12 protein-coding genes are annotated in these 13,858 nt (G+C 66.3%); all 12 read right to left on the bottom strand.

Going from position 1 to position 13,858, the window contains the following annotated elements; translation table 11 throughout:
• Window positions 1–99 precede the first annotated feature (99 nt).
• Window positions 100–1,314 carry a tRNA uracil 4-sulfurtransferase ThiI gene (thiI, locus tag ACW4LP_RS06730; RefSeq protein ID WP_114539036.1) on the bottom strand — a complete coding sequence of 405 codons (1,215 nt, stop codon included), beginning with the start codon at window positions 1,312–1,314 and terminating at the stop codon, window positions 100–102.
• Entirely contained in the window at window positions 1,315–1,575 is a 261-nt protein-coding gene (locus ACW4LP_RS06725; RefSeq protein ID WP_022739952.1) for a DNA-directed RNA polymerase subunit omega, read from the bottom strand.
• A 15-nt stretch (window positions 1,576–1,590) separates the two neighbouring features.
• Window positions 1,591–2,157 carry a guanylate kinase gene (gene gmk, locus ACW4LP_RS06720; RefSeq protein ID WP_022739953.1) on the bottom strand — a complete coding sequence of 189 codons (567 nt, stop codon included), beginning with the start codon at window positions 2,155–2,157 and terminating at the stop codon, window positions 1,591–1,593.
• Window positions 2,158–2,181: 24 nt separating this feature from the next.
• A complete protein-coding gene (gene mihF / locus ACW4LP_RS06715) occupies window positions 2,182–2,493 on the bottom strand; it encodes an integration host factor, actinobacterial type (RefSeq protein WP_114539035.1) in 312 nt (103 codons plus the stop codon).
• Between the two features lie 149 nt (window positions 2,494–2,642).
• A complete protein-coding gene (gene pyrF / locus ACW4LP_RS06710; protein WP_157011650.1) occupies window positions 2,643–3,371 on the bottom strand; it encodes an orotidine-5'-phosphate decarboxylase in 729 nt (242 codons plus the stop codon).
• Entirely contained in the window at window positions 3,365–4,297 is a 933-nt protein-coding gene (locus ACW4LP_RS06705; protein WP_455803631.1) for a dihydroorotate dehydrogenase, read from the bottom strand. Before ACW4LP_RS06705 ends, pyrF begins: the two co-directional genes overlap by 7 nt.
• A complete protein-coding gene (locus ACW4LP_RS06700) occupies window positions 4,297–5,091 on the bottom strand; it encodes a dihydroorotate dehydrogenase electron transfer subunit (protein ID WP_455803630.1) in 795 nt (264 codons plus the stop codon). Before ACW4LP_RS06700 ends, ACW4LP_RS06705 begins: the two co-directional genes overlap by 1 nt.
• 158 nt (window positions 5,092–5,249) lie before the next feature.
• Window positions 5,250–8,465: a carbamoyl-phosphate synthase large subunit gene (gene carB / locus ACW4LP_RS06695; RefSeq protein WP_455803629.1), complete on the bottom strand. Its 3,216-nt coding sequence runs from the start codon at window positions 8,463–8,465 to the stop codon at window positions 5,250–5,252.
• The gene (gene carA / locus ACW4LP_RS06690) at window positions 8,466–9,818 is read right to left on the bottom strand and encodes a glutamine-hydrolyzing carbamoyl-phosphate synthase small subunit (protein ID WP_455803628.1); all 1,353 of its coding nucleotides are present in this window, start codon (window positions 9,816–9,818) and stop codon (window positions 8,466–8,468) included.
• A gap of 318 nt (window positions 9,819–10,136) precedes the next feature.
• Window positions 10,137–11,924, bottom strand: coding sequence for an AAA family ATPase (locus ACW4LP_RS06685; RefSeq protein WP_455803627.1), 1,788 nt, complete (start codon window positions 11,922–11,924; stop codon window positions 10,137–10,139).
• A gap of 99 nt (window positions 11,925–12,023) precedes the next feature.
• Window positions 12,024–13,646, bottom strand: a complete 1,623-nt coding sequence (locus ACW4LP_RS06680; RefSeq protein WP_455803626.1) for a zinc ribbon domain-containing protein — start codon at window positions 13,644–13,646, stop codon at window positions 12,024–12,026.
• Between the two features lie 2 nt (window positions 13,647–13,648).
• Window positions 13,649–13,831 (bottom strand): hypothetical protein, encoded by a 183-nt coding sequence (locus ACW4LP_RS06675; RefSeq protein WP_455803625.1) that lies wholly within the window; start codon window positions 13,829–13,831, stop codon window positions 13,649–13,651.
• Between the last annotated feature and the right edge of the window lie 27 nt (window positions 13,832–13,858).

The following is a 13,858-nucleotide window of genomic DNA, read 5'->3' as shown; positions in this document are numbered from 1 at the left end:
GTCTGCCCTCGCAAGGGGGAAAGGCGCGCATGACAAAAAGGGGCGACCAAGGTCGCCCCCTACGAAGGATTTGCAGCTGAAGAGCTTACGGGAACGGCTCTACTCGCGCTTCTTTGGCGGCTTGTAGGCCGGGCAGGCGTAGTCGTGGGGCTCGGCCGCATCGGCGAGGGCGCGCACCCACTCGTCAACCGGAAAAGCCGCCTCGGCCTCGCGCACCGCCTCCAGTTTCGCGTGGGTCTCGGGATTGCGCGGCATGAACAGCGTGCAGCAGTCCGGAGCGTCCATGGACGAGATCTCGAAGGTGCCCAGCTCCTGGGCCGCCTCGATGATCTCCAGCTTGTCCGAGCCGATGAGCGGCCGCAGCACCGGCAGTTCCACCGCGTCGTTCGTGGCGCGGATGTTGTCCAAGGTCTGCGAGGCCACCTGCCCTAGGCTCTCCCCGGTCACCAGCGCGCCAGCCCCTTCCCGCCGCGCCAGCTCCTCGGCCACGCGGAACATGAGGCGCCGGTACAGGATGACCCGCAGAGACGGCGGACAGGAGAGGGATATCTCGCGCTGGTAGTCGCCGAAGGGCACCACGTAGACGCGCCCGATGCAGCCGGTGCGCTCGAGCACGTGCGCGATGTCGTCCACCAGGTACTCCGAGGCATCGGAAGTCTGGGGGCGTCCCGAGAAATGGACGCCGATGGGCACGGCGCCGCGGCGGGCCATGCGCCAGGTGGCCACAGGCGAGTCGATGCCCGAGGACAGAAGGCACACCACCTTCCCCGAGGATCCCACGGGTAGGCCGCCGATCCCGCGGACGGATCGCGCGTACACGTAGGCGGTGCCCTCCACTGCCTCGACGCCCACGGTGACGTCCTGGCCCTTCATCTGCACCCGCTTCTCGGGGAACCGCTCGCAGAGCACCTCCCCGATGTCTCGGTTCATCTGCATGGAGTCGATGGGGAACACCGTGTGGTTGCGCCGCGCGGACACCTTGAAGGAGGAGAAGGGCTCCGCCTCGGCCAGGGCGATGCAGGCAGCGCGCCCCATGACCTCGATGTCCAGGTCGCACTTGAAGCCGCAGGATGCGCGGGCCACGCCGGGCACGCCCAGAATGGCATCGGTGCACTGGTTGGCCACCTCAAGCGTGGTTCCCTCCCGCAAAAAAACGAGCAGGCGGCCGGAGATGCGGTGGATGGTGACAACGGGATACGCGCCAAGAAGCGCCTCCAGGTTCTTCTGAAGGCGCTTCTCGAATACTCCGCGGTTGCGTCCCTTGAGCCCGATCTCGTGATAGTGCACGAGAATGATTCTCTGGAACTCTTCCATTTAGTGGTTTTTCACGTCGATCGACTCGGGGTCGTAGCTCACCTCGCCACGGGCGATCTCGTTGAAGGCCATGGACAAGGGCTTCGTGTCGGCGGCGCGGGCGATTTCCACGGCCGTCTGCAGCTGGATGGCGCGATCGCGCTGGCCGCGCATCATGTCGTTGATGTCGTGGGCGCGCTTGGAAGCCAGCGCGCACAGAAGGAAACGGTCGTTGTCGGTGCGGTCAAGCAGGACGTCGATCTTCGGTTCGATAATGCTCATAGGGCGGATATCCTCTTACTGTTGCTCGGCGATTTCGTTGACGTAAGCGACGAGCTGGCGAGTGGCCTCGTCCAAATCGTCGTTCACAAGCCGATAATCATACTCCATTTTCTGGGAAAGTTCCACCAGAGCGGTGCGCATGCGCATATCCACCACGTCATCGGTCTCGGTGCCGCGCCCGCGCAGGCGCCGCTCCAGCTCCTCGAGCGAGGGAGGCTCGATGAACACGAGGTGCGCCTCGGGCATCTTCTCGCGCACCTGGAGCGCTCCTTGAACCTCGATCTCGAGAATGACCTGGCGTCCCGCCGCCATCTCGCGCTCCACCGAGGCGCGCGGAGTGCCGTAGCAGTTGCCGGAGTACTCGGCCCATTCCAGAAAGCCGCCCTCCTCCGCCAGGCTCAAGAACTCCTCCTTCGTGAGGAAGTAATAGCTGACGCCCTCCTCCTCACCGGGACGAGGGCGCCTTGTGGTGGCGGAGACGGACAACCAAGCGTCGGGCACTTCCTCGAGAAGACGCGCGATGAGCGTTCCCTTGCCGGTCCCGGACGGACCGCTTACGACGAAGAGGTTTCCGTGTCTCATGAATTCCTTTGTGACGTTGACGTTCTACTTGGACAGGCGCGCAAGCAGAGCCTCGCGCTGACGCTCGCCGATACCGCGAATGCGGCGGCTCTCGGCGATCTGCAGCTCCCTCATGATGCGCTCGGCCTTGGCCTTGCCGTAGCCTGGCAGCGTCTCGATGAGCGTGGAAATCTTCATACGGCCCACGACAGGGTCGTCGCGCATATCGAGAACCTGAGCGACGGTGAGCTTGCCCGTCTTCAGCTCTTCTCGTACCTCCGCCCGCTTGATGCGTGCGGCCTTTGCCTTTTCAAGCGCTTCAGCGCGGGCCTCGGGGCTGAGTTGGGGAATTGCCATTTCTGTTCTCCTTCCAGTTCGGGCTGAGGGCATAGTACCACGCATTGATGAGGAATCAACACCTAATTTACTCGGAATCAATAAATGCGGCATTTTTTCCTAATTATCGGCTATACACGGGCCTTATTCAGGGATAAAACGCTTTGGAGCTACTCCAGTTCCGCGGCGATGGCCTCGAAGGCCGCCACGGGATCGGGCGCCTCGGTGATGGGCCGGCCCACCACGATGTGGGAGGCACCGTTCGCGAAGGCCTGGGCGGGCGTCGCCACGCGGCTCTGGTCTCCCAGGGCGGCGCCGGCCGGGCGCACGCCGGGAGTGACGATGAAGGCGTCGGGCCCCAAGATCTCGCGCAAGGCAGCCGCCTCCTGGGGCGAGGCCACCACGCCGGAGATGCCCGCCTCCTTGGCCTGGGCCGCGAGGGCCGCCACCTGCTCGGGCAGGGGCCGGGCGACGCCCGTGGCCGCAAGAGCCTCGGGGCTCATGGAGGTGAGCACCGTGATGCCGAGGGTCGCCGGCACGTCCCCGCCGTACTCCGCCGCGCCCTCCTCGGCGCCGCGCTGACCCGCTTCCATCATGGCGGTGCCGCCCACGGTGTGCATGGTGAGCATATCGGCCCCGCTGGCCGCCGCCGAGCGCGCCGCGCCCTGCACCTGGTGCGGGATATCGTGGAACTTCAGGTCGAGGAACACGTTGAAGCCGCGGCGCTTGAACATCTTCACGATGGCCGGGCCCTCCGCGTAGTACAGCGTCATGCCGATCTTGAGCCACTTCGCATGCCCCTCCAGCTTGTCGGCCAGGGCTATGGCCTCCCAAGCGTCGCAGTCGAGCGCCACGATGACGCGGTCGCGAGCGGGAACGGAATCGAAGGCGGTTAGCATTGCAGGGCTCCTATCAGCTCGTTGACGTCTTTGACGCCCTGGGATTCGCAGTAGTCGATGATGCCGTCAATGACGTCCACCGTGGCGGTGGGATTGACGAAGTTCGCCGTGCCCACGGCCACGGCGGTAGCGCCGGCCAGCATGAACTCCACGGCGTCCTCACCGGTGGTTACGCCGCCCATGCCGAGCACCGGCACGGAAACGGCCTGAGCCACCTGCCACACCATGCGCAGGGCCACGGGCTTCACGGCCGGCCCCGAGTAGCCGCCCACCACGCGCGCCAGCTTCGGGCGGCGGGTGCGGGCGTCCACGGCCATGCCGAGCAGCGTGTTGATGAGCGAGATGCCGTCGGCTCCAGCGGCCTCGGCGGCCTTCGCGATCTCGGTGATATCGGTGACGTTCGGCGTGAGCTTCACGATGAGCGGGCGCTTGGTGGCCGCCCGGCACATGGAGACGACTTTCTCGACGGAAGGCACGTGGCAGCCCATGGTCATGCCGCCGGCGTCCACGTTCGGGCAGGAGATGTTCACCTCGTAGGCGGCCACTGACGCCTCCTCCAGCGCCTCGATGACGGCCACGTACTCGTCGAAGGAGTGTCCCGACACGTTCACCATAGCCGTGGCGCCGATGGAAGCGAGCCACGGCAGCTCCACCTCCTTCAGGTGCGCTACGCCGGGGTTCTGAAGCCCGATGGAGTTCAGCATGCCCGAGGCCGTCTCGGCGATGCGGGGGCTCGCATTGCCCTCCCAGCCGTTGAGCGACACCCCCTTGGTGGTGACGGCGCCCAGGGCCGCCACGTCCACGAAGTCGTGGTACTCCATGCCGGCTCCGAAGGTGCCCGAAGCCACGGTGACCGGGTTCTTCATGGCCATGCCGCCGAGGTTCACGGACAGGTTGACGCTCGTCTCTTTCGGTTTGCGCTGCATTACCACACCACCTCGCTCGCAGGAAACACCGGGCCGTCCACGCAGGCGCGGCGTTTGCCGTCCACCGTATCGACCACGCAGGACAGGCACGCCCCCACGCCGCAGGCCATGCGTCTTTCCATGGACACCTCGCAGAACACGCCGGCCGCATCCGCCATGCCGGCCACGATCTTCATGAGGGGCTCCGGGCCGCAGCAGGCCACGTAGTCGTAGGGCGCGCCCTCCGCCGCGGCCGCCGCCAGGGCCTCTTCCACGAGCGGCGTACAGAAGCCGGCGCGGCCGTAGGTGCCGTCATCGGTGGAACAGGCCGGCTCGCACCCGAGCACGGCCCCGTAGCGCTTGCGGGCCACCAGCGCGTCGATGGTGGAGGCGCCGAGGATGGCGTCGGTGGCAACGCCCGCCGCTGTCAGCTCCTCGACCAAGGGATACAACGGCGCGCTTCCCACGCCGCCGGCCACAATGAGCGCGCGCTTGCAGCCCTCGGGCGGCTGCCAGCCGCGACCGATGGGGCCGATCATCTCCACCGTGTCGCCGATCGCGAGCTCTGTCATGTGTTCAGTGCCGAAGCCGAGCACCTGGTACATCATGTCCACCGTGCCCGCCTCCGCATCGGCCGCGTACACGCCGAAAGGGCGCCGCAGGATGTGGGCCTCCATGCCCGGCACCTTCACGTGCACGAACTGCCCCGGCCGCGCCGTCGCCGCGATTTCCGGCGCGCGCACGGTCATGAGCCAGATGTTGCACCCCATCTCTTCGTTCACCAGAATGGGCGCGTTCTCGTTACAAAGCGTCATAGGCTCTCCTGTCGCGTCGGCGGAAAAGTGCATTTGGTGATATTCTAACGCATGGTAAATCGATTATCGAATTCGCTACGTCGCAACGAGCAGAAATCCTAGGAGATTTGCATGGAGGAACAGCCTCTTGCTTTGCTACTCCTCCGATAAGCTTAGAACTACAGCTCTTGCAAAGGCGCCACATCCAGCTCGCCGGCACGGGCGGCCTGCATGCCGGCTATGAGGGCTTGGGCGGCGGCCAGGGTGGTGGCGTAGGTGATGCCGTGGCGCACGGCGGCGCGGCGCAGCTCGTAGCCGTCGTCGCGGGTGGCCACGCCGAGCGGGGTGTTGATCATGAGCGAGATCTCCCCGGCGGCAATGGCGTCCACCACCGAGCTTTTCCCCTCGTGGATCTTGCCGGTCACCTCGCAGGGCACGCCTGAGGCGCGCAGCACGGCCGAGGTGCCCTCGGTAGCTAGAAGCGAGAAGCCGAGGCGCACAAGTTCCCGGGCGATGAAGGCCACGGCGCGCTTGTCCTGGTCGTTCACGGAGATGAAGGCCATGCCGCCCTCAGGCTCGGCGTAGTCGATGGCCATCTGGGTCTTCATATAGGCCGCCGGGAAACTTTCCGCGATGCCCATGACCTCGCCGGTGGAGCGCATTTCCGGCCCCAAGAGCGCATCGGCCCCCGGGAAGCGGCCGAAGGGCATGACGGCCTCCTTCACGAAGTAGCGGCCCGGCTTCGCGAAATGCTCGGGAAGCTTCAGCGCGGCCAGCTTCTCCCCCGCCATGATGCGGCTGGCGAGCTTTGCCAGGGGCACGCCCGTCGCCTTCGAGATGAAGGGCACCGTGCGGCTCGCCCGCGGGTTGGCCTCGATGACGTAGACGACCCCGTCCTTCACGGCGAACTGGATGTTCACCAGACCGCGCACGCCCAGGGCCAGGGCGATCTTGCGGGCGACGCTCGCCATCTCGTCCTGCACCTTCGCCGACAGCGAGAAGGGCGGCAGGCAGCAGGCCGAGTCGCCCGAGTGGATGCCGGCCATCTCGATGTGCTCCAGGATGCCGCCGATGTACACGTCCTCGCCGTCGCACAGGGCGTCCAGGTCGCATTCCACGGCGCCTTCCAGGAACTTGTCCAGATACACGGGGTGGTCCGGGGAAACGGCGGTCGCCTCGGCCACGTAGCGCGCGAGCCCCGCGTCGTCGTAGACGATGCCCATGCCCCGGCCGCCGAGCACGTAGCTGGGGCGCACGAGCAAGGGATAGCCGATCTCGCGGGCAGCAGAGCGGGCCTCTTCCAGCCCCGAGGCCATGGCCGAGCGCGGGTAGGCGATGTCGAGCGAGTCGAGCAGTGCGGCGAACCGGTCGCGGTCCTCGGCCAGATCGATGGCATCCGGGCTCGTGCCCATGATGGGCACTCCGGCCTCTTCCAAAGCGCGGGCCAGCTTCAGCGGCGTCTGGCCGCCGAGGGTGACCACCACGCCGTCGGGGTCGGTCGCGTCGATGACGTCCATGACGTCCTCGTAGGTGAGCGGCTCGAAGAACAGCATGTCGGAGGTGTCGTAGTCGGTGGAGACCGTCTCGGGGTTGCAGTTCACCATGATGGTCTCGTACCCGGCGTCGGCCAGCGCGTAGCTGGCGTGCACGCAGCAGTAGTCAAACTCGATACCCTGACCGATGCGGTTGGGGCCGGCGCCCAGGATGAGGGCGCGCGGGCGCTCCTTGCGCGCCACTTCGGACTCGTCGGCGTCGTAGGTCTTGTAATGGTAGGCGGTCTTCGTGGGGAACTCCGCCGCGCAGGTGTCCACGGTCTTGAAGGCCGTGCGCACGCCAAGAATCTTGCGACAGGCGCGCACCGTGCGCTCGTCGGAGCCGGTGAGCACGGCGATCTCGGCGTCGGAGAGCCCGTAGCGCTTCGCTACTTGGAAGGCCTCGGCGTCCATATCCTCCAGGGCGCACCCGCGCAGGGCCTCCTGCACGGCGACCATGTCGGCCATGCGATTGCAGAAGAACATGTCGATAGCCGTGCGCTCGTGCAGCTCTTCCGCGCTCATGCCGCGGCGCAGGGCCTCGGCCGCCAAGAAGATGCGCTCGGCCGTGGGGCGCGAGAGCGCGGCGAAGAGTTCCTCGTCGGTCAACGCCGTCTCCTCCCCCTTCCCGTCGGCCCCGAAGCCGGCGCGGCCCGTCTCCAGGGAACGCAGGGCCTTGCCGAGGGACTCCTCGAAAGTGCGGCCGACGGCCATGACCTCGCCCACGGCCTTCATACGGGTCGTGAGCGTGTCGTCGGCGCCTTGGAACTTCTCGAAGGCGAAGCGCGGGGCCTTCACGACGCAGTAGTCGATGGTCGGCTCGAAGCAGGCCGGCGTGGTGCCGGTCATGTCGTTCACGATCTCGTCCAAGGTGTAGCCCACGGCCAGGCGCGCCGCCGCCTTCGCGATGGGAAATCCCGTGGCCTTGCTGGCCAGGGCCGAGGAGCGCGACACGCGGGGATTCATCTCGATGATTACCATGCGGCCCGTCTCAGGGTGCACGGCGAACTGCACGTTGGAGCCGCCCGTGGCAACGCCCACGCGCTCGAGTACTGCGAGCGACGCGGCGCGCATGCGCTGGTATTCCAGGTCGGTCAAGGTCTGGGCCGGGGCCACGGTGATGGAGTCGCCGGTGTGCACGCCCATGGGATCCAGGTTCTCGATGGAGCACACGATGATGCCGTTGCCGGCCGCATCGCGCATGACCTCCATCTCGTATTCCTTCCAGCCCTCGATGGACTCCTCCACCAGCACCTCGCCGGCCGGCGAGAGCTCCAGACCCTGGGAGACGATGCGGACAAGCTCGTCCGCATCGCGCGCGATGCCGCCGCCGGCGCCGCCCATGGTGAACGACGGGCGCAGCACCACGGGGAACCCGAGCTCGCCGGCGATGCGCAGGGCGTCTTCCACGGAGTAGGCGTAGCCGGCCCGCGAAACCTCGATGCCGAGGTCGGCCATGCGCTCGTTGAAGAGCTTGCGGTCCTCGCCGCGCTCGATGACGTCCACGTCGCAGCCGATGAGCTCCACGCCATAGCGTTCGAGCACGCCAGATTTGGCCAGCTCCACCGCTGTGTTCAGGCCCGTCTGGCCGCCGAGGGTGGGCAGGCACGCATCGGGGCGCTCCTTCGCGATGACCTTTTCCACGAAGGCCGGCGTGATGGGCTCCACGTAGGTGGCGTCGGCCAGCTCCGGGTCGGTCATGATGGTGGCCGGGTTCGAGTTCACGAGAATGACCCGGTAGCCCTCCTCGCGCAGCACCTTGCAGGCCTGGGCGCCGGAGTAGTCGAACTCGCAGGCCTGGCCGATGACGATGGGGCCGCTGCCGATTACGAGAATGCTCTTGATGTCGTCGCGCTTGGGCATTTACGCCACCTCCCCTTCCGTGTCAGCTCCGAACTTCCAACCGGACAGGCGGTCGGTCGCGATATCAATGTCCAGGTAGTCCTCACGGCCCTCCATGAGGCGAGCGAAGGCGGTGAACAGGTAGTGGGCGTCGGTGGGGCCGGGCGCCGCCTCCGGGTGGTACTGCACGCTGAAGGCGGGCACGTCCAGGAAAGCGAAGCCCTCGGCAGTGCCGTCGTCCAGGTTCACATGGGTGAGCCGAATACGCCCGAAGCGCTCGTTGGCCGCGACGGGGGCCACGCCCTTGCGGCCCCACTCGCGCAGGTCCTCCACGTGCTCGGTCGCACCTCCGGAGAGCTCGGGCACCAGCGCGCCGAGGCTCTGGAAGCGGGGGCAGAAGCCGTGGTTCTGGGCCGTGACCTCCACGCGCCCGGTGAGCAGGTTCTGCACCGGGTGGTTGCCGCCGTGGTGCCCGAACTTCAGCTTGTCGATTTCCGCGCCGGCGGCCTTGGCCATCATCTGGTGCCCCAGGCAGATGCCGAACAGCGGCACGCGGCCCAGCAGCTTCTCGGCCTGGCGATAGGTCTCCCCCACCGCCTCCGGGTCGCCCGGGCCGTTGGAGAGAAACACGCCGTCGGGGCTCATCGCCAGCACCTCTTCGGCCGGAGTGTCCCAGGGCACGACGGTGAGCTCGCAGCCCGAGGCCACCAGGTCGTCCAAGATGGAGCGCTTCACGCCGCAGTGGTAGACGACCACCTTGAAGAGGGGCTCGGCCGGGGCGGCCAGGGCGAAGCCATGGAAAGCGGGCAGGTTCGCGGCGGTGTAGGAGTAGGCGCCGTCGCAGGACACGTCGGCGGCCAGGTTCACGCCTACGAGCGACGGGCTTCGGCGCACCTTCTCGAGCAGCGAGGCGACATCCGCGTCCGTGGTGGAAACGACGGCCCGCTGGGCGCCATGGTCGCGGATGTGGCGCACGAGCGCGCGGGTGTCGATGCCCTCGATGGCCACGACGCCCTCGCGTGCGAGGTAGTCGCCGAGGCTCTCCTGACTGCGCCAGCTGGAGGGCGTGGGGCACAGGTCGCGCACCACGAGCGCCCGCAGGGCCGGGTGCTGCGCCTGGGCGTCGTCGGCGTTCACGCCGTAGTTGCCCACCTGGGGGTAGGTGAGCACCACGATCTGCCCCGCATAGGAGGGATCGGTGGCGATTTCCAAATAGCCTTCCAAAGAGGTGTTGAAGCAGATCTCCCCAAACGCCTCGCCGGGCGCGCCGCAGGAGGTGCCGGCGAACACCGCGCCGTCCTCCAGCACGAGCAGCGCCGGCACGGCCGCCGGTTTCGACGTGGCCGCCCGCATCTTCTCCGCAATCTTGCTCAAAGCATCCGTCCTTTCCGCGACTCGCTCATTTTCGTCTCACGTGCTCCCGGCTCCTTGCCGTCCCCGCGTCTCCGCACTCTCGCGAAAGCACGGTCCGCCCCTCGGCAGCGCCCGCAAAAAAAGCGCTCCCGCCTTGGACGGGAGCGCTTACAAGCACACAAGATGAAGTTCGCTCATCGCACCTTGCCGGTCTCTCGGTACCGTCCGTTAAAGGTCGAAATTGAGCATAAGGCACCTTGCTAGGTATGCATCTGCACAAAAATAAGCGGCCGAAGACGACAGCCGAATGGCACCGCGAGGACTCCGAAACGTCGTGGCCTATGAAGGCCTGGGGTCGACGACCACAGCCAGAGATTTTCCGGAGAAGGCGATGCCGTAGCGCAGGCTGCCCGCCGTAGACGGAGCGCCCGCGCCGCCCCTGGCCGTGTCCGCGTCGTAGGCCCGCGCCTCTATCTGGGCCAGGGCCTCGGTGGCCAGCACCTGAAGGCGGGACGCGTCGGCCCCGTGCTCGAACTTCAGCTCCAGGGTGACCGCCGGTAGCCCCGCCCGCTCGGGAGCCAGCCGGATGTCGAAGCGCCCGCGCCCCGCCTCGCGATTCGAGGCCGGGTTCCCGTAACCGGGTACCCCGAACAGAAGGCCCACCAAAAGCATGTGGTAGCTGTTTTCGCTCGTAAGGTCATAGAAGCTCGCCGAGTTCAGCAGCACGTCCTCCAGCTCCTCGGCGAGCAGGCCGGCGTCCCCGTCGACAAGCGCGCGGTGAAGGTCGATGAGGCAGTCGCGACCGCCGGCGATCTGCGCGAAACGGTCGATAATCTCGCTACGGTACAGCGACGCGATCTCCAAATTGGGAATGCGCAGCCGCCGCACGACGTCCTTCGAATTGGGCTGCTCCGTATCGTCGGTGGTCAGATAGCCGGCAAGGTACAAAAGCGACCAAAGGGCCTCGGGGCGGGCATCCAAATCGCCGAACACCACCGACAAATCGAGGGCGGCCTCCACCGACCCGCCCGCCTTAAGCAGCTCGTACACCTTCCGCATCAGACGCGCGTCTCCCCCGCGCACCATAGCGGCGATGGGCGCGTTCGAAGACGTGTTGCCCCAATAGGGCGCGCACTCGCAATCGTTGTCGAAGTAGTTGAGCACGCTCCAAGGGTTGTACACATCCACCGAGCCGAAGCGGTAGCCGTCGTACCATTGGCGCATCTCGGGGAAGTGAGCGGACTGACCCAGGTAGTTAGCGAGCGCGCGCACCTCGTCTTCCGTGAAGCCGTAGCGCTCGTCGTACTTGGCGTTGAGGGAGGTGTTCACCACCAAGTTGTTCAAATCAGAGAAAATGGACTCTTTCGAGATGCGCTGCACGCCCGTGAGACACGCGAAGGCCAGGGCCTGCCCTCCGTCCTTCAAGGCCGCCGTAAGCCATCCTTTGAGAAACGAGACCATCTCGTCGTAGTACCCGTTGTCCCGAGCCGCCATGACCGGCGCGTCGTACTCGTCAATGAGGACGACGGGGCGACGCCCATGGTGCTTGAAAAGCAGACGAGTGAGGTTGATGAGGGACGACTCGATGTCTCCGTCCGCCGCCTCCCATCCCGCAACACGCTCGAAGTAGGCGCGCTCTTGTTCGTTCAGCTCGGCGCTGTCGGACAAGTATCCGTGACGGATGTATTCCCATACGATCAGCTGGTTCAGGGCGCCCCAAGCATCTTCCCAGCACTGTTTCTTCACCGGATTGAAGCTGATGTAGATAACGGGATAAGCGCCCTGATGCTCGCGATAGCGACCGTCGTCGGCGTCCCAAATGGAAAGGCCCTCGAAGAGATAGGCGGCGTCCTCGGCGTTCGGGTCGCTCGCCGGGGGAATCTCGAAGAACGACTTGAGCATGGTCATGTTCAGCGACTTGCCGAAACGGCGCGGGCGGCAGAACAGCGTGACGGCGGCAGAACTGTTGAGAACGTCGGCGATGAGCAGAGACTTGTCGATGACCACCGACTCCTGCACTGCTGTGGCGAACCCGTCGCGCCCGATGGGCAGACGCCGACGGCCGGACAGGTCGGACAGGCGCACGTCGCCCTCGCGATAGATGCCGTTCTCGTAGGTGCCCGTCATGGTGCGGCCTTTCTCCTTCGTAGCGTTTCCCCGATTATAAACGAAGGGCCGCTGCGTGCGGCCCTTCGCGGGGAATTGTGCGTCGATGCCGCAGAACCATCAAGTGTAGCAAGGCTCGGTATCCGGATAGAGCGTTACATCGACGCCGTGCTCCGGAGCCGGCGCGATGCCCGCGACCTTACCATTCTCGGCGTAGGCCACAAGGCCCCCTTCCCTTTCCCCGAGAAGCCAGTACCCATCCTGCAGGTAACGCCCGTCGAAATCTGCGGAAAGGTCAGCCCCCGAGGCGGCCAGCGTAGCGGCGTCAGCGACGATGGCGCCTTGCAAGTCCATCAGACAGCTGTACGCATCGGACGATCCGTCACCCTCGGCGCCGTAGCCCTCGATCAGACGCTCCTTCGAGTCCGCGGTGACGTAGACGAGGCCGTCGGCGGCAGTGAAGCTCAGCGAACCCTCGGCCAAAGGAACGATCCACTTCTTGGCGGAAACGCTGTACAGCCCCACGAGATTCTTGTTGGCGCCTCCGTGGGGGTTCACCTTCTCGGCGCGCACGCACACCACGCCGCCCGACGAAACCTGGTCGCCCGTGAAAGCCGCGCCGTCGATGTCGCCCTCCACATTGAACGAGGCGATGTCCAACAGCACGTTGCTCGCGTAGTCCGTCACCACGGTACCAGAATCGTCGGGAATGACGCAGCCGCCGCCGATCGAAGTCGGGTAGCCCTCGGCCTGGTAGAGGACGTTGCCGTCAACATCGAGGAACATGGCTCCGTCGATGCCCTGCAGTGCGAGGACGCCGTCTCGATAGCAGTCGGGGGCATTCATCATGGCGAGGTTGTAGGTGAATTCCCGGCCGGCCGCGCCCTCGTCGGCGAACTGGAAGGCCTCTGCGTCGCCGACGGTGAACACGACCTTCCCCTGCTCGTCCAGGACGACGACGGCTCCGTAGCTGCCGCCGCTCCACTCGATGAAGAGAACGAGTCGTCCGTCGGCGTAAGTGGGAGAGTTGGTCACCGATGCATCCTGTAGATTGCCCTGGAAAGTGTATCCGTAGCCGTGGACGAGATCGGTAAGGTCGACGACCAGGGCGCCCGTATCGTCCACCAGGCCATAGTGGATCATTTCGTCGAACTCGGTGTCCCATTCCTCGTCGTACTCGCTCGTCTCCCACGTGACGAGCACCTTGCCCTCCGAGAAGCCGCCCATGGGCCTCATGTCGGGGTTCTCGAAGACGACCTCGTTGCCCTCGAGATCGGTGAGGCACACGTCGTAAGTGCCGCTTGGATGGAAGTTGGTGCTCGAGATGAAGTAGCGGTTCGGAATGGCGAGAGCCGGCTCGGGCTCGGCAGGCGTCTCCGGCTCGGGCGCAGGCTCGGGCTCCGGCGCCGGTGCCTCCACGGGGGCCGATTCCGGCTCGGGGGCGGGCGCCACGAATGAGTTCGCCACCGCGATGCCCACCGCCGCCAGCGCCACCACGACCGCCGCAGCTATGCCTACGACGAGTCCGGTAGGTTTCTTCTTGGAAGGGGCCGGCGAAGGGCCGGCAGCAGCAGCCGCTCCCTGGGTCGCGCCGCCATGGGCGGGAGCGTCCCCGGCGTCCGCGCCGCCCGCGGACGCACCCTCTGCCGGAACCTCCGGCGCCAGGGCGCCCATCGGAGCGCCGCACTTTGTGCAGAACTTGGAACCGTCCGGCATCTGGTTGCCGCAATTGGTGCAGAACATGGCTACTCCCCGTCCTTCTCGTTCGCCGCGGCCTCGTACAGGCTCGCCCCCAGCTGGGCGGCCAGGCTCTGCTGCCGGCGGTTCAGCTCGCCGATGCGGGCGTTCAGCTTGATCTTGTCGGCGCCGCGCCCCGCAGCCGCCGCCCTCCGGCTCACCGCCGAGGCCACGTTGTCCAGAAATCCCATGCGCGTCCCTTTCCTTCTCTCCGCCCC

It is taken from the genome of Adlercreutzia sp. CNCM I-6215 (genome assembly GCF_977072315.1).
Note: the sequence above shows the minus strand (reverse complement) of the source record. Positions and strands in the feature narration are given on the sequence as shown.

Coding starts and splice junctions, on each gene's coding strand:
- thiI (WP_114539036.1), bottom strand. CDS start 1,314: ATGGAAGAGTTCCAGAGAATCATTCTCGTGCACTATCACGAGATCGGG.
- ACW4LP_RS06725 (WP_022739952.1), bottom strand. CDS start 1,575: ATGAGCATTATCGAACCGAAGATCGACGTCCTGCTTGACCGCACCGAC.
- gmk (WP_022739953.1), bottom strand. CDS start 2,157: ATGAGACACGGAAACCTCTTCGTCGTAAGCGGTCCGTCCGGGACCGGC.
- mihF (WP_114539035.1), bottom strand. CDS start 2,493: ATGGCAATTCCCCAACTCAGCCCCGAGGCCCGCGCTGAAGCGCTTGAA.
- pyrF (WP_157011650.1), bottom strand. CDS start 3,371: ATGCTAACCGCCTTCGATTCCGTTCCCGCTCGCGACCGCGTCATCGTG.
- ACW4LP_RS06705 (WP_455803631.1), bottom strand. CDS start 4,297: ATGCAGCGCAAACCGAAAGAGACGAGCGTCAACCTGTCCGTGAACCTC.
- ACW4LP_RS06700 (WP_455803630.1), bottom strand. CDS start 5,091: ATGACGCTTTGTAACGAGAACGCGCCCATTCTGGTGAACGAAGAGATG.
- carB (WP_455803629.1), bottom strand. CDS start 8,465: ATGCCCAAGCGCGACGACATCAAGAGCATTCTCGTAATCGGCAGCGGC.
- ACW4LP_RS06685 (WP_455803627.1), bottom strand. CDS start 11,924: ATGACGGGCACCTACGAGAACGGCATCTATCGCGAGGGCGACGTGCGC.
- ACW4LP_RS06680 (WP_455803626.1), bottom strand. CDS start 13,646: ATGTTCTGCACCAATTGCGGCAACCAGATGCCGGACGGTTCCAAGTTC.
- ACW4LP_RS06675 (WP_455803625.1), bottom strand. CDS start 13,831: ATGGGATTTCTGGACAACGTGGCCTCGGCGGTGAGCCGGAGGGCGGCG.